General features: G+C 68.6%; 17 protein-coding genes and 1 pseudogene. 7 read left to right on the top strand and 11 right to left on the bottom strand.

What is annotated here, in order from left to right; translation table 11 throughout:
- Positions 1-21: 21 nt before the first annotated feature.
- From F1D05_RS17025 to F1D05_RS17015, 3 genes are all read right to left on the bottom strand, one after another.
- A complete protein-coding gene (locus tag F1D05_RS17025; RefSeq protein ID WP_185448572.1) occupies positions 22-876 on the bottom strand; it encodes an SPFH domain-containing protein in 855 nt (284 codons plus the stop codon).
- Positions 864-1310 carry an NfeD family protein gene (locus F1D05_RS17020; protein WP_185448571.1) on the bottom strand — a complete coding sequence of 149 codons (447 nt, stop codon included), beginning with the start codon at positions 1308-1310 and terminating at the stop codon, positions 864-866. Before F1D05_RS17020 ends, F1D05_RS17025 begins: the two co-directional genes overlap by 13 nt.
- Before the next feature lie 92 nt (positions 1311-1402).
- Positions 1403-1987 (bottom strand): ArsR/SmtB family transcription factor, encoded by a 585-nt coding sequence (locus F1D05_RS17015; RefSeq protein WP_206686240.1) that lies wholly within the window; start codon positions 1985-1987, stop codon positions 1403-1405.
- 58 nt (positions 1988-2045) lie between these two features.
- Between F1D05_RS17015 and F1D05_RS17010 the strand changes: the two genes are divergently transcribed.
- From F1D05_RS17010 to F1D05_RS16995, 4 genes and pseudogenes are all read left to right on the top strand, one after another.
- Positions 2046-3269, top strand: coding sequence for an MFS transporter (locus F1D05_RS17010; RefSeq protein ID WP_185448569.1), 1224 nt, complete (start codon positions 2046-2048; stop codon positions 3267-3269).
- 9 nt (positions 3270-3278) lie between these two features.
- Complete coding sequence (lysS, locus tag F1D05_RS17005) at positions 3279-4799, top strand: lysine--tRNA ligase (protein ID WP_185448568.1); 1521 nt, start codon at positions 3279-3281, stop codon at positions 4797-4799.
- A gap of 273 nt (positions 4800-5072) precedes the next feature.
- Positions 5073-5402, top strand: a complete 330-nt coding sequence (locus tag F1D05_RS17000) for a histone-like nucleoid-structuring protein Lsr2 (RefSeq protein WP_185448567.1) — start codon at positions 5073-5075, stop codon at positions 5400-5402.
- 334 nt (positions 5403-5736) lie between these two features.
- Positions 5737-8278 (top strand): annotated as a pseudogene (locus F1D05_RS16995) (ATP-dependent Clp protease ATP-binding subunit).
- 210 nt (positions 8279-8488) lie between these two features.
- Here F1D05_RS16995 and F1D05_RS16990 read toward each other — a convergent pair.
- Together F1D05_RS16990 and F1D05_RS16985 are read right to left on the bottom strand one after the other, a co-directional pair.
- Entirely contained in the window at positions 8489-9061 is a 573-nt protein-coding gene (locus F1D05_RS16990; RefSeq protein ID WP_185448566.1) for a hypothetical protein, read from the bottom strand.
- A 117-nt stretch (positions 9062-9178) separates the two neighbouring features.
- On the bottom strand, positions 9179-12100 hold the full coding sequence (locus tag F1D05_RS16985; RefSeq protein WP_185448565.1) for a hypothetical protein: 2922 nt from the start codon (positions 12098-12100) through the stop codon (positions 9179-9181).
- Between the two features lie 106 nt (positions 12101-12206).
- Here F1D05_RS16985 and F1D05_RS16980 point away from each other — a divergent pair, with 106 nt between their 5' ends.
- Positions 12207-14288, top strand: coding sequence for a kinetoplast-associated-like protein (locus F1D05_RS16980; RefSeq protein WP_246486766.1), 2082 nt, complete (start codon positions 12207-12209; stop codon positions 14286-14288).
- Between the two features lie 72 nt (positions 14289-14360).
- A complete protein-coding gene (locus tag F1D05_RS16975; protein ID WP_185448563.1) occupies positions 14361-15314 on the top strand; it encodes a DivIVA domain-containing protein in 954 nt (317 codons plus the stop codon).
- Positions 15315-15447: 133 nt separating this feature from the next.
- Here the strand turns inward: F1D05_RS16975 and F1D05_RS16970 are convergent, their stop codons facing one another.
- Positions 15448-16341: an A/G-specific adenine glycosylase gene (locus F1D05_RS16970; protein WP_246486765.1), complete on the bottom strand. Its 894-nt coding sequence runs from the start codon at positions 16339-16341 to the stop codon at positions 15448-15450.
- 32 nt (positions 16342-16373) lie between these two features.
- Between F1D05_RS16970 and F1D05_RS16965 the strand changes: the two genes are divergently transcribed.
- Complete coding sequence (locus F1D05_RS16965) at positions 16374-17048, top strand: hypothetical protein (RefSeq protein ID WP_185448562.1); 675 nt, start codon at positions 16374-16376, stop codon at positions 17046-17048.
- Here F1D05_RS16965 and F1D05_RS16960 read toward each other — a convergent pair.
- The 5 genes from F1D05_RS16960 to radA form a co-directional block, all read right to left on the bottom strand.
- Positions 17045-18553, bottom strand: a complete 1509-nt coding sequence (locus F1D05_RS16960) for a DHA2 family efflux MFS transporter permease subunit (protein WP_185448561.1) — start codon at positions 18551-18553, stop codon at positions 17045-17047. The two genes, F1D05_RS16965 and F1D05_RS16960, sit on opposite strands and share 4 nt — an antisense overlap.
- Complete coding sequence (locus tag F1D05_RS16955) at positions 18529-19101, bottom strand: PadR family transcriptional regulator (RefSeq protein ID WP_185448560.1); 573 nt, start codon at positions 19099-19101, stop codon at positions 18529-18531. Before F1D05_RS16955 ends, F1D05_RS16960 begins: the two co-directional genes overlap by 25 nt.
- A 152-nt stretch (positions 19102-19253) precedes the next feature.
- Positions 19254-20348, bottom strand: a complete 1095-nt coding sequence (disA, locus tag F1D05_RS16950; RefSeq protein WP_185448559.1) for a DNA integrity scanning diadenylate cyclase DisA — start codon at positions 20346-20348, stop codon at positions 19254-19256.
- A 260-nt stretch (positions 20349-20608) separates the two neighbouring features.
- Entirely contained in the window at positions 20609-21547 is a 939-nt protein-coding gene (locus F1D05_RS16945; RefSeq protein WP_185448558.1) for a beta-ketoacyl-ACP synthase III, read from the bottom strand.
- A gap of 167 nt (positions 21548-21714) precedes the next feature.
- A complete protein-coding gene (gene radA, locus F1D05_RS16940; RefSeq protein WP_185448557.1) occupies positions 21715-23124 on the bottom strand; it encodes a DNA repair protein RadA in 1410 nt (469 codons plus the stop codon).
- Positions 23125-23162 lie beyond the last annotated feature (38 nt).

Here is a 23162-nt window from a genome sequence, read left to right as displayed (position 1 = left end):
ACCAGTTACTTCACAACTCCGTTAATCCCGGGGGATTTCAGGGTTCGTCCCGTTGAACGCCTTCGTCACGTTCTGTAGTGCGGCCGTGACCTCGGACGGGATCACCCAGAAGGTGTTGCCGGGGCCCTTCGCGAGCTCGGGCAGCATCTGCAGGTACTGGTAGGCCAGCAGTTTCGGGTCCGGATCGTTGCGGTGGATCGCCTGGAACACGGTGTCGATCGCTTGCGCCTGCCCTTCCGCGCGCAGGATCGCGGCCTGCCGGTCACCCTCCGCGGTCAGGATCCGGGCCTGCCGCTGGCCCTCGGCGGTGAGGATCACGGCCCGCTTCTCCCGGTTCGCGCGCATCTGCTTCTCCATCGACTCCTTGATCGACGGCGGCGGGTCGATCGCCTTCAGCTCGACCCGGTTGACCCGGATGCCCCACTTGCCGGACGCCTCGTCCAGGACGCCGCGCAGTTGCGAGTTGATGTGCTCCCGCGAAGTCAGTGTCCTCTCCAGGTCCATGCTGCCGATCACGTTTCGCAGCGTGGTCACGGTCAGCTGCTCGATCGCCTGGATGTAGTTGAAGATCTCGTACGCCGCGGCGCGTGGATCGGTGACCTGGAAATACAGCACCGTGTCGATGTCGACCACCAGGTTGTCCTCGGTGATCACCGAGCGCGGCTCGAACGAGACCACCTGCTCGCGCAGGTCGATCAGCGCCCGGGGCCGGTCGATGAACGGGATCACGATGTTCAGACCCGGCTCGAGGGTCCGCAGGTACCGGCCGAGCCGTTCCACATTGCTGGCTCTGGCCTGCGGCACGATCCGGACCGTTCGCAGTACGAGCACGACGGCCAGCAGGGCGACGACCAGCCCGACGATCAGTTCGGCCATGGATCCTCCCGGGGATGGACGAGGGCGGTCGCGCCCTCGATTGCGAAGACGTCGACAGTGGTCCCGGCCGGAATCAGCAGGTCAGGATCGTACGAACGCGCACTCCACTCCTCGCCACCGATCCGGACCCGTCCGGGCTCCCGGCCGACAACACTCAGTACTACGGCCTCCCGGCCGATCAGGGCCGCGACGCCGGTGCGCAGCTGGGGATGCGAGTTGAGATGGCGGCGTGCGACCGGCCGTACCAGGGTGATCATCGCGCCGGCCGCGACGCCGAACGTCAGTAGTTGCAGGCCCGTCCCCAGCCCGATCGCACCCGCCCCGGCAGCCGCAAGCGCGGCGACAGCGAGCAGCAGCAGGTCAAGCGTGGCCGTCATCAGCTCGGCGATGCCAAGCACGGCGGCAATGGTCAACCACAAAACCCAGGACTGCATGCGATCACCTGCACGGCGGAATACCTCGTACTTCGAAGGTACTCCCGCCCACGCGATGTGTCCCTAACAGTTCAGTACGTCGTACCCGTGGGTCAGCTCTCCGCGGAGGGCTTTCCTAGTGGCACTACGGCCAGCAGAGTGGCCACCTGGCGTGTATCGGCGGGGTGGCTCGTCGCCGTGCGGGCCCGGCGGTAGCGGTCGATCAGCCCGGTGAGCTCCCTGCCGAGCTCCTCCGCCTCGGTCTTCGTGAGCCACAGGCGGGTCCGGGACAGGAGGCTCAGGTCGTCCCAGGGGTCGTCGTCGGACATCTCCTCGAACTGGTCCACCACGCGGTTGACGTTCGCCCGCATCATCGCCGTACTGGCCAGCCGGCCGGCGCCGGTGGACTGCGACGAGATCACCAGGCTCTGGGCCGGTGCCCGCCACGGACGTTCGCGGCCGTCGGCGGAGGTGTCCGCGCGCTCGATGATGCCCCAGCGTGACAGCGCCCTGAGGTGGTAGCTGGTCGCCGACGGGGTCAGCCCGGCCAGCTCCGCGCACTCGGTCGCGGTCAGCACCTTGCCGCTGTAGAGCTCGTCGATGATCCGCTGCCTGGCCGGGTGCGCCAGGGCGCGGATCGCCCGCGGATCGGTCAGCACCACGCGCTTCTTCACTGTGCGCTTGTTCTTCGGGACCACGGCGACAGCGTAGCCGGTCTCTTGACATCGCGGAATCTGAAGCATTAACTTCACAACTGTGAAGCAACCACTTCAGACTTCGATCTGGTCTTTCCGCGACATCCGCCTCGTCCTGCCCGCCCGTGCGGTCTCGTACGCCGGCGACTCGATCGCGCTGGTGGCGCTGATGCTGCGGGTCCACGACAGCGGGAGACCGGGCGCGGTCGCCGCGCTGCTGATGGCGTTCGCGCTGCCGACGGTGGTGATGATCCCGTTCGCGGGCCGGATCGTGGACGGTCACGACTCGCGCAAGGTGCTCGTGTGGGCATCGCTGCTGCAAGCGGTCACGGGAGTGGGCCTGGCCTTCAGTAGCGGCCTGGTCGCGACGCTGGCGCTCGTCTGCGTACTGCAACTCGGGCAGGCCGTTGCCGGTCCGGCCTGGGGTGCGCTGATCCCGCGGGTGGTCGGCGAGGAGCTGGTCGGTCGCACTACCGGGACCAGCCAGGCTCTGATCGGGGTGGCCACTCTGGCCGGGTCCGCGGCCGGCGGCCTGCTGGTGGGTCTGTCCGGGTACGGCGGGGCTCTACTGGTGGACGCGTCGACGTTCGTCGGACTGGCGGTGATCGCCCGGCTTGTCCGGACCCGGCGGCGGCCCGAGGTGGGGGCCGTTCGGGAACGAGGCGATCTGATGATCGGACTGCGCTGCATCTTCGAGGACAGGCTGCTCCGAATCCTGGTGCCGTCGCTGTGGGTGTTCGTCCTGGTCGGCGAGGGCGTGAACGTGGTGGAGATCTACCTGATCCGCGACGAGGTCGGGATCGGGGCGATCGGGTACGGCGCCCTCGGGGCCGCGACGGGCGCGGGCGCGATCGGTGGTGCCTGGATCACCGGCCGGCTGAAGGCCGATCTCGGCCGATCACGGGCCGTGCCGGCCGGGATCGCGGGCATCGGGGCATCGTGCGTCCTGCTGGGGCTGGCCACGAATGTGGTGATGCTGGCGATCGGGTCGGTAGCCATCGGCTGGGCCAGCGGCATGCTCAACGCCGCCGTCAGTACTTTGATGGTGACCAGGACCGCTGAACACCTGCGCGGACGGGTCATCGCCGCTCTCGGTGGAACGGTTCGCGCCTGCAGCCTGATGGCCCTCCCGCTCGGTGGTGTGGCGGGAGTTTTGCTGGGAATTCGCCCGACCTTCATCACGGCCGGAGTGCTGGGCGTCCTCGCCGCGCTGGTCGCCGGCGTACTGGTGCTGCGGAGCAGGCTGTGGACAAAGGATTCGGCCGAGGGGGTGCTCAGTCACTAGCCTTTGGGCATGACTGATGCACGCGAGACCCCGGCAACCCCCGACAGTGGGCAGGACGACCTGCCCGAGCAGATGCGGGTGCGCCTGGAGAAGCGTGACCGGCTGCTGGCCGAGGGGGTGCAGCCCTATCCGATCGCGGTCGAGCGGACGCACCTGCTGAAGGAGCTCCGGGATCGGTACGACGCCCAGGAGCTGGCGGCCGATACCCGGACCGGCGAGCAGGTGGCCGTCGTCGGCCGGGTGATCTTCCTGCGCAACACCGGCAAGCTCTGCTTCGTCCGGCTCCGGGAGGGTGACGGGACCGAGCTGCAGGTGATGCTGTCGCTGGCGGATCTCGGCGAGGAGGAGCTGGCCCGGTTCAAGGCGCTGGTGGACATCGGCGACCTGCTGGCGGTCCAGGGCGAGGTCATCACGAGCCGCCGTGGCGAACTGTCGGTGCAGGCCACGGGCTGGCAGATGGCGGCCAAGACGCTCCGGCCGCTGCCGAACGAGCACACCCCGCTGAGCGAGGAGTCCCGGGTCCGGCTGCGCTACGTCGACCTGATCGTCCGCCCGGAGGCCCGCGACATGGTCCGGACCAAGGCGGCGGTGCTGAAGTCGCTGCGGTCGACCTTCGACGCCCAGGGCTTCATCGAGGTGGAGACGCCGGTCTTGCAGTTGACCAACGGCGGTGCCGCGGCAAAGCCGTTCCGGACCCATCTGAATGCCTTCGACCAGGACATGCTGCTGCGGATCGCGCTGGAGCTGGACCTCAAGCGCGCGATGATCGGCGGCGTCGACCGGGTCTACGAGATCGGCCGGACCTTCCGCAACGAGGGCCTGGACTCTACCCATGCCGCGGAATTCTCGATGATCGAGGCCTATCAGGCGTATGGCGATTACAACTCGATGGCCGAACTGATCCAGGAACTGATCCGGAACGCGGCCCGTGCGGTCGGCCGGACAGTGGTTACTGCGCGCGACGGTTCGACCGTCGATCTGGACCAGCCATGGCGGCACGCAACACTTTTCGAGCTGGTCTCCGAAGCGGTCGGCGAGGGTGTCGACGCGAGCACCGACGCGGCGACCTTGACGAAGTTGGCCGAGCAGCACGACGTCGAGCTACAGCCGGGCTGGAATGCGGGTGAGATCGCACTGGAGATCTACGAGAAGCTGGTCGAGCACACCTTGATCCAGCCCACCTATGTGCGTGACTATCCGGAGTCGGTGCGGCCGTTGTCGAAGCAGCACCGCGAAATTCCGGGCCTGGTCGAGGCATGGGACCTGATCATCAACGGGGTCGAGCTAGGGGTCGCCTACTCGGAGCTGAACGATCCGGTCATCCAGCGTGAACGCCTGGTAGCACAGTCGTTGCTGGCCGCTGCCGGCGATCCCGAGGCGATGGAACTGGACGAGGATTTCCTCCGCGCGATGGAGTTCGGAATGCCGCCGGCGGGTGGGCTGGGGATGGGCCTGGACCGGCTGGTGATGTTGTTCACCGGTGCCGGTATCCGGGAGACGATTCTGTTCCCGCTGCTTCGTCCGGAGTAGGCCGGAATCGGATCCGGGAGCCGTTGCATAGCACAACCATCGGTCATATCCATTCCCGGGTCCGATTTGTTCTGCGGTCTGTACGCGGAGTGACATGAATACCCATCGTCACGATCGAGGGCGGCGTCGATCGTTTGGAGGGTTTAGTCACATCTTTAGCTCGCATTCCGCCTGTTGAATGACACGGAACCGGTTTGTGCGGTACAAATCAGGTTGCAAGTAAATCGGCAGGGGGATTGTGCCCGTTGACGGGCGCGGAAAGGACTGTCAGCGATGGCGCAAAGGGTTCAGGTAGTTCTCGAGGATGACCTCGACGGTGGTAAGGCCGACGAGACCGTGACTTTTGGTCTGGACGGTTCGACGTACGAGATCGATCTCTCCAAGAAGAACGCCGCCAAGTTGCGCGACGCCCTCGCCGGATACGTCGGCGCCGGTCGCCGGGTCGCCGGCCGCCGGGGCAGCGCAGGCCGCGCGCGCGGACGGGGCCGGTCCGCGACCGACTCCGCGGATATCCGCGCGTGGGCCAAGGACAATGGCTACGAGGTGAGCGAGCGCGGCCGGATCTCGGCCGAAGTACGCGCGGCGTACAACGACGCCAAGTAATTCCTGCGGACTACCGGTCCCGGTGCCACGGTTGGCACCGGGACCGTCCGCATTCCGGCCGTTTCACACTGTGGACACCTGGGTGAGCGAGTTCTCACGATCAGTGCCTGATCGGGCAACAAAGTGCGGAATTCGCTGGTGGCGAACACCGGGCGCGTCGGGAACACCAGGGTGACCTGGGAGGTTGTTCCCTTGTGATCCCCACTCCAGGCCGTACCGGAGGTGGTGGCGTGTTCGCTGAGAGCGAGCCTGTCGTTGCCGGGGACTAGCATGCATGTACGGGGGTTGGACACACGGCACGTCCGACTCCTCTGAGGCAAGGAGCGCTTTGGCGATGTTTGAACGATTTACGGACCGCGCCCGTCGGGTAGTCGTCCTGGCTCAAGAAGAGGCCAGGATGCTCAGCCACAACTACATCGGGACCGAGCACATCCTGCTCGGCCTGATCCACGAGGGTGAAGGTGTCGCCGCCAAGGCTCTGGAGAGCCTCGGTATCTCGCTGGAGGCTGTCCGTTCCCAGGTCGAGGAAATCATCGGCCAGGGACAGCAGGCTCCGAGTGGGCACATCCCGTTCACCCCGCGCGCCAAGAAGGTACTGGAGCTCTCCCTGCGTGAGGCCCTGCAGTTGGGTCACAACTACATCGGCACCGAGCACATCCTGCTCGGCCTCATCCGCGAGGGTGAGGGCGTCGCTGCGCAGGTCCTGGTCAAGCTCGGTGCGGACCTGAACAAGGTCCGGCAGCAGGTCATCCAGCTGCTGAGCGGATACCAGGGCAAAGAGACCCAGTCCGCTGGTACACCCGCGGAGGGTGCTCCCAGCAGCTCCTTGGTGCTCGACCAATTCGGCCGGAACTACACCCAGTCGGCCCGCGAATCCAAGCTCGACCCGGTGATCGGGCGCGAGAAGGAGATCGAGCGGGTCATGCAGGTGCTGTCCCGGCGGACCAAGAACAACCCTGTCCTGATCGGTGAGCCCGGTGTCGGCAAGACGGCGATCGTGGAGGGTCTGGCCCAGCAGATCGTCCGCGGCGACGTGCCGGAGACGCTCAAGGACAAGCAGATCTACTCCCTCGACCTGGGCGCCCTGGTAGCCGGTTCGCGCTACCGCGGTGACTTCGAGGAGCGGCTCAAGAAGGTGCTCAAGGAGATCCGCACCCGCGGCGACATCGTGCTGTTCATCGACGAGATCCACACCCTCGTCGGGGCCGGCGCGGCCGAGGGCGCGATCGACGCGGCGAGCATCCTGAAGCCGATGCTGGCCCGCGGCGAGCTGCAGACCATCGGCGCCACCACTCTCGACGAGTACCGCAAGTACGTCGAGAAGGACGCCGCCCTGGAGCGTCGCTTCCAGCCGATCCAGGTCGCCGAGCCCTCGATCGCGCACACGATCGAGATCCTCAAGGGCCTGCGCGACCGCTACGAGGCGCACCACCGGGTGACCATCACCGATGCCGCCCTGGTCAACGCCGCGCAGCTGGCCGACCGCTACATCTCCGACCGGTTCCTGCCCGACAAGGCGATCGACCTGATCGACGAGGCCGGCGCCCGGTTGCGGATCCGCCGGATGACGGCTCCGCCGGACCTGCGGGAGTTCGACGAGAAGATCGCGAACGTCCGCCGGGAGAAGGAGTCGGCGATCGACGCCCAGGACTTCGAGCGGGCGGCTTCTCTTCGTGATGACGAGAAGAAGCTGATCAACGCGAAGGCCGAGCGGGAGAAGCAGTGGAAGGCCGGCGACATGGACGTCGTCGCCGAGGTCGACGAGGAGCTGATCGCCGAGGTGCTCAGCACCGCGACCGGCATCCCCGTCTTCAAGCTGACCGAGGAGGAGTCCTCGCGGCTGCTGGACATGGAGAAGGAGCTGGCCAAGCGCTACATCGGCCAGACCGACGCCGTGAAGGCGCTGTCGCGGTCGATCCGGCGGACCCGTGCGGGTCTGAAGGACCCGCGCCGGCCGAGTGGCTCGTTCATCTTCGCCGGCCCCGTCCGGTGTCGGTAAGACCGAGCTGTCGAAGGCGCTGACCGAGTTCCTGTTCGGCGACGAGAGTGCGCTGATCAGCCTCGACATGTCGGAGTACTCGGAGAAGCACACGGCCTCGCGGCTGTTCGGCTCGCCTCCTGGTTACGTCGGCTACGAAGAGGGCGGCCAGCTGACCGAGAAGGTCCGTCGCAAGCCGTTCAGCGTGGTGCTGTTCGACGAGGTGGAGAAGGCCCACCCGGACATCTTCAACTCGCTGCTGCAGATCCTGGACGAAGGTCGCCTGACCGACGCCCAGGGCCGCGTGGTCGACTTCAAGAACACCGTCATCATCATGACCACCAACCTCGGGACCAGGGACATCGCCAAGGCCGTCAGCCTCGGCTTCTCCCAGGCCAGCGATGTCGGCGGCTCTTACGAGAAGATGAAGTCGAAGGTGACGGAGGAGCTCAAGCAGCACTTCCGCCCCGAGTTCCTGAACCGCGTCGACGAGATCGTGGTGTTCCACCAGCACGGCATGGAAGAGATCGTCAAGATCGTCGACCTGATGGTGGCGCAGGTGGAGAACCGGCTGAAGGACAAGGACATGGGCATCGAACTCACCCCGGCGGCGAAGGCTCTGGTCGCCAAGCGTGGCTTCGACCCGGTGCTGGGCGCTCGCCCGTTGCGTCGCTCGTTGCAGCGTGACGTCGAGGACGTGCTGGCCGAGAGGATCCTGTTCGGGGAGCTTCGCCCCGGTCAGATCGTGCTCGTCGACGTGGCCCCCGATGGCACCGTCGACAGGGACGGCCTGCCGGAGTACTTCACCTTCATCGGTACCCCGAAGACGACCAGCCCTGACCCCGACCTGGAGCTGACCGAGATCGCCGGCGGTTCGTCCGGCATCCAGGACAGCTGACAGCGACGAATTGGTCAGCCAGGAGCCCCGCGGACCCCAGGGTCCGCGGGGCTCTTCGCTGTCCAAAGCACGCCGGGCTCGCTGTCAGCAGGTGCGCGTTGGGCTCGCCGCTCAGGTCGGCCTCGGGTCGCGAGCGGGCCGGGGCGGGTGAGCAGGTGCGCGGTGGGCTCGCCGCTCGGTCGGCCTCGGTCCCGAGCCGGCCGGGGCGGGTCAGCGGGTGTGGCGGAGGCGGCTGATCGCGGTCTGGAGGGACTCGTCGGTGGGGGTGCTGGGGTGGGGGTGGTCGGCGATCAGCTGGGCCGAGACGCAGAGGATCCAGCTGAGGCCGGCGACGATGGCGAAGGCGGGACCAGGGCCTGGCCAGGTGTCGCTGAGGGAGTCCTGGGCGGTGGCCTGCCAGCTGCCGGCGACGTGGATCAGGGCGATGACCCCGGTGATCGCGGTACAGGCCTGAGCGGCGTGCCCCGGCCGCAGGGTCAGCGCCAGGATCGAGGCGATCAGCCCGGCGAGCCAGGTCAGCAGGAGCGACGGCTGGACCTCGACGCCGAGCTGCCAGACCGATTCGCCCAGCCGCCGGCTGAACGTCCACGGCAGCAGCAGCGTGATCCCGGTCGCCAGCGCCGCCAGCAAGGTGGCTCGCGCGAACCAGCGATGCTGCCTGGTCCCAAGGGCCTGCTCGGCGAGGTCAAGCCGCCGCGCGAGCTCCTCGTCCGGCGCCAGCTCGCGCTCCGGCGTCCCCTCCGCCGCCAGCGCCCAGCCGGCTCGACGGGTCGGCTCACTCATCACAATGGCTCCAGCTCGAGGCGACGGGGTGGTTCGCTCGTCGCGGGGGCTCCAGCTCGAAGGGACGGGGTGGTTCGCTCGTCGCGGGCTCCAGCTCGGAGCGACAGGTCTGTTCGCTCATCGGAGGGGCTCCAGGTTGACGATGTCGTTGCCGAGTTCGAAGTACAGGTGGTTGTTGATCACGGTGACCTCGTCGGCTGCCTGGGGGACGCCCTGCGCCGGGCCGGCGACGACCGTGACGCGTCCTGGGCCGTCCACGCGGGTCAGCTTGCTGCCGTCGTACCCCCAGATCTTGCCGTCCGGTCCGGTGAACCAATTGCCGTCGGTGGTCCACTTGTCAGGTGTGGTGGCGGACGCCACCGGCCAGCCGGTCGCATCGCCGCCGAACAGCTTGGTGGTCTTGCCGGAGCCGTTGGTGAGCAGCAGTTGCTCGTCGATCACCATCGCGACCTCGCCCGAGCTGAGCTGGACGAGGCCGTTCTGCCGTAGCGTGCCGCTGACCTTGACCCGGCTCACCTGGCGTCCCGGTCCGTAGAAGTTGTAAAGGTTGGTGCCGATCGCCGTCACCAGCCGATCGCCGGCAGCGGCTGCGAATTCACCGCGCTGGTTGGGCGCGGCCTCCTTCGGATCTCGCAGCACGGTGGCTCTCCCGGCAGTCAGATGGACGGCCACTTCGGTCGTGGGTTCCCCCTGACCCGACACGGTCCACCAGACACCACCTTGCCCATCCGGAGCCCACACGTGGGCGGCGTTCGGTACTGCGAGTCGCACCAGCCGTCCCCGCGAATCCAGCGCCAGCTGCGTAGAGGTCCCTGAAGTCGCCTTACCTACAACGCCTTCTGCCGTCACCGGCGGAGCGACAACTGGTACTGCAGGCATCAGCGTCGCCCTGTACGGCGTACTGCCGCTCGCAACCTTCCTGCGATCACACCGTGGCTCGGGTTCACCCAGCACCGGGTACGACGAAGCAGAGGCGGCCGCATCGGTGATCTCGAGGACCTGGTCCCCACCGCCGGGTGACACCCCCAGCAGCACCGACCCGTCCGGCCTGGCCTCCATGCTGTCCACCTGGCTCACAGCGCCTGGCAGTTGGCGCAGCAACCCGTCCGGAGTGAGCACGGCGGTAGGCGAGCTGCCGCCAAGCCACAGATTGCCCCGCACATCGACAGCAAAGGCCTCGACGGTCAAAGACGAGCTGGCCGCGTCGGAACTCGGCAGACACCCAGCAGGAGCAACTCCGGTCACCTGCTGCGGTTTACCGCCAGGCCGGAGCAGAGCCAGCCCGGTCTGGCCGGTCCGCCAAGCCGTCGTGCCGTCCGGGCCGGTGGAGACGCTGTTGCCCGGAGCGCCGGGGCCAGGCGCGACCAGGAACTGCTTGAGGTCCATCCCGGTCCGCAGCTGGTTCGCGGGGATCTGCCAGCAGGAGGTGGACCCCCAGATGACGATCGAGCGATCCGCGTTCCGATGGGTGAGTGCCGGACCGCGTCCGGTCGCGTAGGTGTCGATGCCAGGAGTGACGTACAGCGTGCCGTCGGGGTTCGTGTGGCTGAGGCTGACGTCCGCCGCGACGAGGTTCAGCGGAATGGCCAGGATCGCCCAGTGTTTGTCGGCAGCGCCGCCGGCCAGGATCACCAGCTTGTTGTCAGTAACTCCCAGCAGCGCCGGTGGCGTGACTCCGTGGCTCAACGAGACTCTCGGCAGCGCGAAGCCGTCGCGGTACTCGAAGACAGTCGATCCCTCGGAGCCGGTCCGGCCCAGCAGCCACTCGCCCGGCTTACCGTCCAGAGTGCCGGCGATGGAGTCGAGGGGATCCGAAGTACCGATGGCGACCCGCATCCCCAGCCTGTCGACCAGTTGGCCGCCGTGCAGATCCAGGAGCTGGTGTGGCACCCCTACAACGACCTGCGGCCTGTACTGCGGTGCTGCCGCGGCCGGTGCGACCACTCCTGCTCCAACCGCGACCAGCCCGGCTAGGACCACAGCACCAAGGCGCAAGGCCCAGCCGCGCGACCGACGACGTACAGAGAGAACTGTGGTGGTCAGGCCGACTGCGAGCAGGAGCACGCCGAGCGCCAGGGCCAGCCAGGCTCCTAGACCTGGGCGATAGCCGACTCCGTCGGGAAGCCTCGCGGGGAGGCGCAGAAGGGCGGTGAGAACACCCGTGACGGCGAGAGAGCCGGTGGCGACCGCAGCTGTTCGTAGTACGAGCAAGGTGGGCTTGGCGCGGACCAACGTGACTATGGCGGCCGCAAGCGTGGCGACAGCGGTGCCGGCGATGGCTAGGGCCCAGCTGGATGCGTACGGCAGGTCCCAGAGCTGGGCGCGAGCCAGCCCGGCCTCAGCGCCTGCGGGGCCTATCGACACTGGGTCGATCAGCTCGCGCCAGGGGAGCGCGGTCGAGAGCAGCAGCAGTGCGGCGAGAGTTCCGGCGACGATCGGAACCAGCGCGGATCGGGCCGGAACATCGGCCAGCGAGGTCAATCTGAGAAAGATTGCCCGCAATTCGGACTGATTGAGAGGCTCGTCGGAAGCGTCTTCGGCGGCCTCCGCGAGTACTGGATCCCGTACTTGCGTACGGATCGCCCAGTAGGCGGCGACCGCCGCGGCGAGGGTTCCGCAGGCGACTATGCCGATCACAGTCGGTGAGGTGGAGCAGCCTGCCCGCCCTTGCCCGGCCAAGCCGATCCAGGCGGTCGCGGTGATGACCGCAAGTCCCACGGCACCCCAGCCGCGGACCTGCTGGCGGTGGCGGAAGTTGTCCGCGGTAAGGCGATCCGCGAGTAGGAGCACGATCATCGCGACGGGTAGAGCGAGCGCGGCGCCGCGACCGTCGACCGGCTGCGTGGTCGCCCGCCAGAGGTAACAGTCTGTGCCTGCTGGGCCAGGAACCAGCACCGACAGAGCAGCCCCGACAGCGAGACACGCGAGGGCCGCACCGTGCCATGGAGTACGCCGTAAGGTCCTTCGAAGCCGAACCTCTTCGGTCCGGAGCAAGGCCGCCGCAGCCGTCGATTCGGTGGGAAGATCGCGCAGCGGCATGAAAAGAAGTTACCCGTCGCCCAATGTGGCTCGTTGTAAGAGCGTGACTGCGTCTAGTGGACCCGGACTGTTGGAGAGGGGGTCGGAGATGGAATCATCTCGTCGCATGGACGCCCCGCGTCTGCCGTTGACCCAGGAACCGGTCCCCGACGCCGGTTCCTTTGGCGTGCGGCAAGCGGGTGGAGTGCTCGAGCGAGCACAGCGGATCGCCGACACCTTGCGCGAGCAGGCGGAGTACGAGAACGACACCGCCCTCGCCTCGGCCGAGCGGATCCGGGTCGAGTCGGCGCGACTGCGCGAGGAGGCCGACCAGGCGGCGCGGAAGGTGCGCGCCGAGGCGACGGCCGCCGCCCAGCGCCTGCTGAAGGACGCCGAGCACGCCGCCGAACAACTCCGTACCGAGTCGGAGCAGCGGGCCGAGCGGCTCCGCAGCGAGTCCGAGCAGCGGGCCGAGCAGCTTCGCGCCGAGTCCGAGCAGCGAGCCGAGCAGCTCCGCACTGATTCTGAGCAGCAGGCCGAGCAGCTCCGCGTCGAGTCCGAGCAGACCGCACAGCAACTGCGGAACGATTCGGAGGAGCGTGCCGATCAGGTTCGCGCGGACGCGGCCGAGCGCGCCGAGCGCCTGCGCGCCGAGTCGGAGAGCACCGCTGACAGGTTGCGGGCCGAGTCCGAAGCCGCGGCCGAGAAGTTGCGGGCCGACTCGGAGGCCGAGGCCGAGCGGGTCAAGGCCGACGCGTTGGCCGAGGCGGAGCGGGTCACCAGCGAAGCGACCGCGGCTGCCGAGCAGATGCGGTCGGAGGCCCAGGCCGCCGCTGACGAACTGCGGGCCGAGTCACAGGCCGCGGCAGCCCGCAGGATCGCGGCTGCCGAAGCGGAAGCGGGCCGGCTGAAGGAAGATGCCGACGAGCTGATCGAAGATGCGCGGCTTGCCCGGGAGGCCGCGCAGCACAACGTCGAACGTGCCAGCCGGGAAGCGCAGCAGCTGGTCGCGGACGCGGGTGAGCAGGCCCGGCTGGTTTCCCAGGCCGCGGTCCGGACCGAGGCCGAGCTGATCGCCCGGGCGGAGTCCGAGGCGAGCGAACTGCGGACCTCCGTCGAGCGTGAGGCCGAGGCCGCCCGGGAACGGTCCAGGACCGAGATCGCCGAGGCGCATGCCGAGATCGAGCGCCTCCGCGGCGAGAACCGGTCCGAGCTGGAACGACGGACGGCCGAGCTGGAGGAGACCGAGCGGGCCAAGCTAGCGGCCATCACGCTCGAGATCGACAAGCTCCGGACCGCCGCGCTCGACGACATCGCCGAGCAGAAGGCCGAGGCCGAGGGCGCCAACGAACGGCTGATGGCCGACGCGCGGGCGCAGGCCAAGTTGGTCGTCGACAGCATCGAGGCGGACCGCCGGACGGCGTCCGGCGAGGCGCAGCGGATCGTTGAGGACGCGAACCGGGCCGCCGAGGCCGCGCTGGCCGAGGCCGAGAAGCAGACGGCCTGGAGCAGGAAGACGGTCGACGAGCTGGTTGCCGCCGCCGAGCGGGAGGCCCAGGCCATCCGCGACCAGGCCGCTGTGGACGTCGCACAGTTGGCCAAGGAGAAGCGCGCGCACCTGCGCCGGGTGATCAGCCGGTCGACGAGCCGGCTGCGGGAGACCCAGGCCGCGGTCGCCAAGGAGCTCGAAGAGGCTCAGAGCGCGGCCGCGAAGAACAACGCCGAGCTGACCGTCCAGGCACAGTCCCTGCTGGCGGATGCGACCCAGCAGTCCGAGCGGCTGACCGCGCAGGCCCAGGCGAAGGCCGACCGCCTGAAGGCGGCCGCTTCGGTCGAGGCCAAGGAAATCGTCGACCGGGCCAACCGGCGCGAGGCCGAGGCCGAGTCCAGCACGCAGGTACTGCGCGAGCGGGCCGCGACCGATCTCGCCGACGCCCAGCGGCAGTCGCACGAGCTGATCCGCAAGTCCCGCGCCGAGGCCCAGGGGCTCGAGGCGCAGGCCCGCGAGCACGCCGACGAGCTGCGCGCGCAGGCCCGTAAACTTCTCGCCGACGCCGAGGCGAGGGTCGCGGCGCTGAACCAGCGCCGTGACGAGATCACCAAGGAGCTCACCCAGCTTTCGGGTGTGATCGAGGCACTCGCTATCCCTGGCTTCCATGCAGGTGGTGGAATGTCCGGTGGCGAGGGTTCCACGGGGGAATCAGGATGAGGACGTGACAGTCAGATCCTTGTCAGTGACAATGTGTGATCCACCCACCCACCGAAGTGAGCATCAGAAGACATGAGCAGTGAAGCCCCAACCCCGTTCCGCACCGTTCTGCGTGGCTACGAGCCTGCCCAGGTGGACCAGCACGTTCGCGAGCTGACCACCTCGCTGACCGCACTGCAGCAGCAGTCCGAGCAGTTGCAGCGGCACGTGCAGGAGCTGCAGAGCCGGACGGACGCCGCCGAGTCGGCCGTCATTTCGGCGCAGGAAGACAACAAGGACCGCAAGCCCACCTTCACCGAGTTCGGTGAGCGGGTGGCGAAGATCCTGTCGCTGGCCGACGACGAGGCGCGCGATCTGGTCACCCGGGCCCGGACCGACTCCGAGGCGATCGTCGCCGACGCCGAAGGGCACGCCAAGAAGGTCCGCAAGGAGGCCGAGCAGTACTCCCTGGACTGGAAGAGCGAGGTCGACGCCGAGGCTGCCCGCATCCTCGAAGAGGCGCGGACCCAGGCCGACGACATGCGTGACGAGGCCGAGCGCGACGCCACCGCGCGCCGCAGCGAGGCCCAGGCGCTGTACGAGCAGGAGCGGGCCAAGTCCGCCCAGGCAGCGGCTGCCTTCGAGACCACCCTGGCCGAGCGCCGTGGCAAGGTCGAGCAGGAGTTCGCCGCCCGGACGGCGCTGGCCGAGCAGCAGTTGGCCGCGGTCACCGACCGTGCGACCCAGGTGCAGCGCGAAGCCGACCGGTCCCGCTCCGAGGCCGAGCGCCTGGCCCAGCAGCAGCTGGCCGACGCCAACCGTCAGGCCCAGGAGATCGTCGCCGCCGCGAAGGACAAGTCCGAGCGGATCCGCGCCGAGTCCGAGCGTGAGCTCGCGGCCGCGACGCAGCGTCGTGACAGCATCAACGCGCAGCTGACCAACGTCCGGCAGATGCTGGCCACGTTGTCCGGCAGCCCGGCGATGCCGCTGGACCTGCTCACCGACGACGCCGACGAGGCGACGGCGAACAGCAGCAAGAAGAACTGAGCACCACCCGCTATTGCTTCATCCGCTGAAGCCGGCCGGGGTCGCGTGACCCCAGGCCGGCTTCCAGCACGCCCACACCCCGCTTGCGTCCGAATCACCGTGGGTCCTGACCCACGCCTCTTCGGACGCAACGTCATTGCGGGAGGCGGTAGCGGGCGCGTGGCAGCGGATCCACGAGGCCGTCTGCGACCAGTCCGTCGAGTGCACGTTCACGCTGCGCCTGTTCAGGCCAGCACGCGTCGAGCTCACCCTTCGGCACCGGGCCGGCGGCAGCCCGCAGTACGGCGAGTAGACGGCCGCGGACCTGCCGGTCGGTCCCCTCGTAGGTCTGCCCCTTGCGCGCCGGTCCGTCGTACGGCGGACTCCCGGCGAGCACCCAAGCGCATCGGCTACGGATCGGGCACTCGCCGCAGCGCGGTGACCGAGCTGTGCACACCAGCGCGCCCAGCTCCATCGTCGCGACCGCCCAGCGCGCGGCAGTGGGCTCGTCCTCCGGCAGTGCCGAGACCGCGAGCCGCAGGTCCGCCGCAGTCGGCGAGATGCTCGGCTGCGCACTCCCCGTCAGCGCACGGGCGAAGACCCGTCGCACGTTGGTGTCCACCACTGCGTGCCGCTGCCCGTACGCGAACGACGCGATCGCAGCAGCCGTGTACGTCCCCACACCCGGCAGCGCGAGCAGTGCAGCGTGGTCATCTGGTACTACGCCGCCGTGCTGCTCCACAATCGCCTTGGCAGCCGCGTGCAGCCGCAGAGCGCGCCGTGGGTACCCCAGGCGGTCCCAGGCCCGCACAGCCTCGCCTGGCGCCTCTGCAGCCAGGTCGGCCGGCTTCGGCCACCGCTCCAACCACGTCCTGTACGCCGGGAGCACGCGGGCGACCGGTGTCTGCTGCAGCATGAACTCGCTGACCATCACGGCCCACGCGCCCGCGTCCGGCTCCCGCCAGGGCAACGAGCGGGCGTTCCCTACGTACCAGTCCAGGACGGGCTCGTGCAGGGCTGATGCGGTGGGGAGCGGCGAGTCTGACATGTCGAGCACAATCCTGACACTAAGGTGCCAGCATGAGCAGCCTGCTCCGACCGGTCGGGCACCTGCCCGCCAGTGTCTACTGGTTCCGGCGGGGGCTCCTCCTCGCCGTCAGCGTGGTCCTGCTGGTGCTGCTCATCAGTCTGTTCAGCGGCGGTGGCGAGGATCCGAAGAACACGGCGGCCACAGATCCCGGCCAGACACCGAGCTCGGGGCCGTCTGCCGGTCCAAGCACGACGCCGTCCTCGACGCCCACCGACCGGCCGACGACGGGCAGGACGACGAAGACCACCGGCAAGCCGTCGACACCGACGACGCCGAAGGACGCGAAGTGCACCGGCTCGGATGTCCGGATCGATCTGATCCCGGCCGCCCGGGCGATCGCCTCGGGCGCCGCGCTCAACTTCGGGATCCAGCTGACCGCGCTCGGCGACGAGTGCAAGGCCTCGATCGATCCGACCGTGCTGTCCCTGACGATTGCCTCCGGCAATGATCAGATCTGGACCTCGACCCACTGTGAGCAGGCGATTCCGCGCACCACCTTCCCTGTTGCCAAGGGCAAGGTTTCCGGTACGACGGTGCTCTGGAACGGGCGCCGGTCGGCGCCCGGCTGTCTCCCGGGTCAGCCGCTCGCCAAGCCCGGAACGTACGTGGCCAAGGCCGTCTATGACGGACAGGCCTCGGTCACGCAAGCGTTCCAGATCGGCTAGCCGGCTTCTGCCGCGACCGGCGCGTCGGCCGGACGCTGCAGGTGCTTGGGCTTGGTGAACATCAGTACGGCGATCAGGCCGATGATCAGGACGGCTGCCGGCAACAGGATCGCCTGCGCCATCGCGTCACTGAATCCCTGCTGCAACGCGGCCGGCAGTTTCCCGCCACCCACGCCTGCTTCGCCACCGCCGCCGGGCGCCGCCGGCAGGTTCGCAGCAAGTCGCGACTCCATCAGTACGGCGATACCCGCGCTGCCGAGGACGGCGCCGATCTGACGGGTGGTGTTGTAGACGCCCGCGCCCGCACCGGCCTGGTGCATCGGCAGGTTCCGGGTCGCCGTCGTGCCGATCGGCGCCCACATGAAGCCGTTCGCCACCCCGAGCAAAGCGAGCGGGAGCAGGATCTTCCAGATCGGTGCGGTCGGCTCGATCGCCTTGCTCAGCCAGAACATCGACGCCGAGCAGCAGAGCAGGCCGAAGCCGGCGATGAACCGCGGCGGCGTCCGGTCGGTCAACCGGCCGACGAAGGGTGCCAGCCCGCCGGAGATGACGGCCATCGGAACGAACAGCAGAGCCGCCCGCGTCGGGCTGAGACCACGGACCTCCTGCGCGTACAGCATCAACGGGAAGGCCATCGCGGTGATCGCGAACCCGACCGTGGTGATCGCGATGTTCGCCAGCGAGAAGTTCAGGTCCTTGAACAACGTCAGCGGCAGCAGCGGCTCACCCTTGTTGCGGGCCTGCCAGACCAAGAAGATCCCGATCACCACCAGGCCGGCGATGATCAGCGACCAGACCGACAGCGGGCCCTTGATCTGGCCCCAGTCGTACTTCTGTCCCTCCTGGATGCCGAACACCAGGCAGAACAGCCCGATCGTGCTCAGCGCGACCCCGATCAGGTCGAACTTGTGCTCGTGCGTCGGCAGGTCCGGCACCAGCCGCATCGCCAGCACGAACCCGATCACGCCGACCGGCGCGTTGATGAAGAAGATCCACTGCCAGCCGAGGCTGTCGACCAGGACGCCACCGAGGATCGGCCCGACCAGGATGGCCACGCCGGCCGTCGCGCCCCACAGGCTCATCGCCCGGCCGCGCTGGTCCGGCGGGAAGATCCGGGTGATCACGGCCATCGTCTGCGGCGTCATCATCGACGCGCCGAGGCCCTGGAAGACCCGGGCCACGATCAGCATCTCGATCGTGCCGGTGAACCCGCACCAGACCGACGCCAGGGTGAAGACGATCAGCCCGGCCAGGTAGAGCTTCTTCGGGCCGATCTTGTCGCCGAGCCGTCCGGTGATCAGCAGCGGGACGGCGTACGCGAGCAGGTAGGCACTCGTCACCCAGACCACGGTGCCGACATCGGAGTTCAGGTCGGTCAGGATCGCCGGTGTCGCCACCGAGACGATGGTGGAGTCGATCAGGATCATGAAGAAGCCGAGGACCAGGGCCCACAGGGCGGGCCACGGCCTCACGTCCGGCTTCACTTGTTCTTGCGGTGTGACCATGCCAAGTCCTTGCTCTCGATGCGTTTGATCAGGGTGTTCAGCCACTCACGTTCACCGGCCATCTGGGCCCGGTTGAAATCGCCGGCCATCCAGAACTGCTCCGGCACCTCGCGGGCCCGGACGTCGGCGATCGTCGCCTCGAACTCGGCCACCGCCACGTCCAGTTCTTCGACCCGGCTCCGGAGCCTGGCCAGGGCGTCCTCGGAGTCGAGGTTGTGCGCCTCGCTCAGTACGACGGGGAACAGCGGGTACTCGTACTCGTACTTCTCGATGCCGGTCCGGACCCGCTTCATCAGCGCGCGTTGGCCGTCGGGGGTGATCGCGTACGTCGTCCGCTCGGGGCGGTTGCCGGCCCGTTCGGTGCCGGTGGCGCGGACGAACTCCTGCCCGGCCAGCCGTTCCACCGTGTGGTAGAGCGAACCCGGCCGCACCTTCACCAGTCGATGGTTCTGCCGGGCCAGCAGCAGTTGGTACATCTCGTACGCGTGCATCGGCTGTTCGTTCAGCAACGCCAGCACGGCGATCGCCAGGGGCGTCAGCTCTCGCATGCTCCTCCATCTGGATTGATCCACCCTGAATGTTCCATCTGGAGTATTACTCAGTGATCGCTGATCCGGCAAGTGGATTCGGGGCAGCACGAGAAGGCGCGGCGCCGGCGGAAAGTTCCGCCGGCGCCGCGCCTTCGTAGTACGAAGGAGTTCTAGACGTACCGCTCGAGGATGCTCGATTCGGCGAGGCGGGACAGGCCCTCGCGGACGGTGCGGGCACGGTTCTCGCCGACGCCGTCGACGGTCTGCAGGTCGTCGATGCTCGCGGCGAGCAGCTTCTGCAGGTGGCCGAAGTGCTCTATCAGCCGGTCGATCACCGCACCCGGAAGGCGCGGCACCTTGGCCAGCAGCCGGTAACCGCGCGGCGTGACCGCGGCGTCGAGCTGCTCGGCGCCACCCAGCTGCAGGGCGCGGGCGACCTGGCCGATGTCCAGCAGGTCGGTCGGGCTGACGGCGTCCAGCTCGAGCAGCACGTCGTCGGCCGTCTTGGACTTGCGGCCGGTCGACGGCGGCAGGTAGTCGCGCACGACCAGTTCCCGTTCGCCGGCGACGCCCGCGACCAACTCGTTCAGCTGGAGGGTGAGCAGCCGGCCGTCGGTGCCGAGCTCGACGACGTACCCGTCGATCTCGGTGGCGATCCGGCGGACCATCTCCAGCCGCTGGGCGACGGCGGCGACATCGCGAACCGTGACGAGGTCCTCGATCTCCAGCGCGGACAGCGTGCCGGACACCTCGTCGAGGCGCAGCTTGTACCGCTCGAGAGTCGCCAGTGCCTGGTTCGCCCGGGACAGGATCGCGCCGGAGTCCTCGAGCACGTAGCGCTGGTCGTCGACGTACAAGGCGATGATGTGCATCGACTGGGAGACCGAGATGACCGGGAAGCCGGTCTGCCGGGCGACCCGGTCGGCGGTGCGGTGCCGGGTGCCGGTCTCCTCGGTGTGGATGGACGGGTCCGGCATCAGGTGCACGGCGGCGCGCAGCATCCGGCTCATGTCGCGATCGAGGATGATCGCGCCGTCCATCTTGCTCAGCTCGCGCAGGCCGGTGGCGGTGAACTCGACCTCGATCTCGAAACCGCCGGTGGAGATGGAGTCGACAGTCTTGTCCTGGCCGAGCACCAGCAGGGCACCGGTCCGGCCCCGCAGGATCCGTTCCAGGCCTTCACGCAATTCGGTACCAGGCGCGACGGCGGCGAGGGTTGCTCGCATCCGCGCATTGGTGCTGTTCTTGTTGGAATTGGGGGCCACGGTCCCTGAGTCTATGCGGCTCAGGCGTGTGCTGTGGACGCGTGGCCCCCAATACGGCCCGTCGGCTTGACGGCGACCGAGTCGCGCTTGCAAACGCCCGTGCAAACGATCGTGCACAAGCGTTGTGCAACGCACTTCCCACCGCAAACCCCCGTACTACGCCCGCCCACCGACGGCCGCCGAACTCCAGCCGACTCGAAGTACTACGGCTTCTTCACGACTTGCATCGCGGGCGCGTCGCCGCCGGTCCAGCGGGTTGGTCAGGGGCAGCGGATGATCTGGCCGGCGTAGGAGAGGCCGCCGCCGAAGCCGAAGAGGAGGACGGGGGCGCCGACCGGGACCTCGCGGCGTTCGACCAGTTTGGACAGCGCGATCGGGATGCTCGCGGCCGAGGTGTTGCCGGACTCGATGACGTCGCGGGCGATCACCGCGTTGACCGCGCCGAGCCGCTTGGCGAGCGGGTCGATGATGCGCAGGTTGGCCTGGTGCAGGACGACGCCGCCGAGCTCCTCCGGCGTCACGCCACCCTTCTCGCAGACCTGCTTGGCGATCACCGGCAGTTGCGTGGTGGTCCAGCGGAAGACGCTCTGGCCCTCCTGTGCGAACGTTCCGTCCCGGCCCTCGATGCGGACCGCGTCCGACATCTCCGGCACCGAACCCCACACGACCGGGCCGATCTCGGGCTCGTCGGTCGCGACCACGACGGCCGCGCCGGCGCCGTCGCCGATCAGGACGCAGGTGGTCCGGTCGGTCCAGTCGGTGAAGTCGCTCAGCTTCTCCACCCCGATCACCAGCGCCTTCGACGCGGCGCCGGCGCGGATGGCGTGGTCGGCGGTCGCGAGCGCATGGCTGAACCCGGAGCAGGCCGTGTTCACGTCGAGCGCCGCGGGACTACCGAGGCCGAGTCGCGCCGCCACCCGGGCCGCGATGTTCGGCGAACGGTCGAGCGCGGTACAGGTCGCCACCACGACGTAGTCGATCTCGGCGACGTCGATGCCGGCATTCGCGATGGCCTTCTCGGCGGCCCGCCAGGCCATCTCGTCGACCTGCTCGTCCGGGGCGGCGATCCGGCGCTCGCGGATCCCGACCCGGCTCTGGATCCATTCGTCGTTGGTCTCGACCATCGTGGCGAGTTCGGCGTTCGTGAGCACTCGCTCCGGCTGGTAGTGGCCGAGAGCGACAACTTTGGAACCGGTCATGCGAGTGCTCCTCCGGTGAAGCGAGCATGGGGGCCTGCGGGTCCGAGGCGTACCTACTCCGCAGTACAGGGGCGGCACCAGAATACGTTCCGGCCGGCCGCCGGGTCGCCGCCCGTCTCACCGCTGAGCGGGAGATGTGGGTATGGCCACAGGCCGGCCGGCAGACCTCAGGCGAGGCCGGCGGCCAGCAGAGCGGCCTGGATGTCGCCGGCGGCGAAGGTGCGCAGGCCGTACTTTGCCTGCATGTCCATCGGCTTGGAGTCCTTGGACCGGTTCGGGACATCGGCCGGGATGATCGCCTTGGTGAAGCCGAGCCGGGCGGCTTCGGCGAGCCGCTTCTCCAGGCCGCCGACCCGGCGGACCTCGCCGGCCAGGCCGACCTCGCCGATCGCGATCAGGCCGGGGTGGATCGGCTTGTCCATCAACGACGACGCGACCGAGATCGCGACCGCGAGGTCCGCGACCGGTTCGGTGATCTTCACTCCACCGACGGTCGCGACGTAGACCTCCTTGTCGGTCAGCTTCGCGCCGGCCCTGTTCCCCAGCACGGCCAGCACCATCGCGACCCGCGACGATTCCAGGCCCGACGTCGTACGCCGTGGTTGCGGCGCCGCCGACGGACCGACGAGAGCCTGTACTTCGGCGAGCAGCGGGCGCCGGCCCTCCATCATCACGGTGACGCACGTCCCGGCGACCGGCTCGGCGTGCTCGGAGACGAACAGGCCACTCGGGTCGCTGACCTCGATGATGCCGGTGTCGACCATGTCGAAGCAGCCGACCTCGTCCGACGGACCGAAGCGGTTCTTGGTCGCGCGCACCATCCGGAAACCCGAGTGCCGGTCGCCGTCGAAGGCGAGCACCACGTCGACCAGGTGCTCCAGCATCCGCGGCCCGGCGATCGCGCCGTCCTTGGTGACGTGGCCGACCAGCACGACCGCGATGTTGCGCTCCTTGGCGAGCCGGACCAGCGCGCCGGTCACCTCGCGGACCTGGGTGACGCCGCCCGGTGCGCCGTCGACCTCGGGGTGCGCCATCGTCTGCACGGAGTCGATCACCAGGAAGACCGGATCGACCGCGTCGACCTGGCCGACGACCGCGCCCAGATCGGTCTCGGCGGCCAGGAACAGCTCGTCGACGAGTGCGTCGGTCCGGCCGGCGCGCAGCCGGACCTGGGCGGCCGACTCCTCGCCGGAGACGTAGAGCGTGCGGTGGCCCTGGCGCGCGGACTGGGCCGCGACCTCGAGCAGCAGCGTGGACTTGCCGACGCCGGGCTCGCCCGCGAGCAGGATGACCGCGCCCGGCACGACACCGCCGCCGAGCACCCGGTCGAGCTCGCCGATCCCGGTCGGGCGGGACTCGGCCTCGACCGCTGAGACCATGGCGATCGGCATCGCGGGTGAGGAGACCGGACCGGCGGTGATCCGGGCGGCCTTGGGCACACCGACCTCGGCGACCGTGCCCCACGCCTGGCACTCGCCGCAACGCCCGATCCAGCGCGGCGTCGTCCACCCGCACTCACTGCACGCGAAGGGCGATTTCCCCGTCTTCGACTTGGTCTGCGCCGCTGCCTTCACCATGTCCGACAACCTAGGCGAAGCGACCGACAAAACCCCGC

The organism is Kribbella qitaiheensis (assembly GCF_014217565.1).
In the GTDB taxonomy this organism is placed as follows: Bacteria; Actinomycetota; Actinomycetes; order Propionibacteriales; family Kribbellaceae; genus Kribbella; species Kribbella qitaiheensis_A.
The sequence above is the reverse complement of the archived record's forward strand: the minus strand, read 5'-3'. Positions and strand labels throughout refer to the sequence as shown.

What these genes read in the sequence shown, in the direction of transcription:
- F1D05_RS16980 (WP_246486766.1), top strand. Translation starts at nt 12,207, where the DNA reads ATGGACGCCCCGCGTCTGCCGTTGACCCAGGAACCGGTCCCCGACGCC.
- radA (WP_185448557.1), bottom strand. Translation starts at nt 23,124, where the DNA reads ATGGTGAAGGCAGCGGCGCAGACCAAGTCGAAGACGGGGAAATCGCCC.
- F1D05_RS16945 (WP_185448558.1), bottom strand. Translation starts at nt 21,547, where the DNA reads ATGACCGGTTCCAAAGTTGTCGCTCTCGGCCACTACCAGCCGGAGCGA.
- F1D05_RS16955 (WP_185448560.1), bottom strand. Translation starts at nt 19,101, where the DNA reads ATGCGAGAGCTGACGCCCCTGGCGATCGCCGTGCTGGCGTTGCTGAAC.
- F1D05_RS17000 (WP_185448567.1), top strand. Translation starts at nt 5,073, where the DNA reads ATGGCGCAAAGGGTTCAGGTAGTTCTCGAGGATGACCTCGACGGTGGT.
- F1D05_RS17020 (WP_185448571.1), bottom strand. Translation starts at nt 1,310, where the DNA reads ATGCAGTCCTGGGTTTTGTGGTTGACCATTGCCGCCGTGCTTGGCATC.
- F1D05_RS16970 (WP_246486765.1), bottom strand. Translation starts at nt 16,341, where the DNA reads ATGTCAGACTCGCCGCTCCCCACCGCATCAGCCCTGCACGAGCCCGTC.
- F1D05_RS17025 (WP_185448572.1), bottom strand. Translation starts at nt 876, where the DNA reads ATGGCCGAACTGATCGTCGGGCTGGTCGTCGCCCTGCTGGCCGTCGTG.
- F1D05_RS16965 (WP_185448562.1), top strand. Translation starts at nt 16,374, where the DNA reads ATGAGCAGCCTGCTCCGACCGGTCGGGCACCTGCCCGCCAGTGTCTAC.
- F1D05_RS16975 (WP_185448563.1), top strand. Translation starts at nt 14,361, where the DNA reads ATGAGCAGTGAAGCCCCAACCCCGTTCCGCACCGTTCTGCGTGGCTAC.
- F1D05_RS16985 (WP_185448565.1), bottom strand. Translation starts at nt 12,100, where the DNA reads ATGCCGCTGCGCGATCTTCCCACCGAATCGACGGCTGCGGCGGCCTTG.
- F1D05_RS16990 (WP_185448566.1), bottom strand. Translation starts at nt 9,061, where the DNA reads ATGAGTGAGCCGACCCGTCGAGCCGGCTGGGCGCTGGCGGCGGAGGGG.
- F1D05_RS16960 (WP_185448561.1), bottom strand. Translation starts at nt 18,553, where the DNA reads ATGGTCACACCGCAAGAACAAGTGAAGCCGGACGTGAGGCCGTGGCCC.
- lysS (WP_185448568.1), top strand. Translation starts at nt 3,279, where the DNA reads ATGACTGATGCACGCGAGACCCCGGCAACCCCCGACAGTGGGCAGGAC.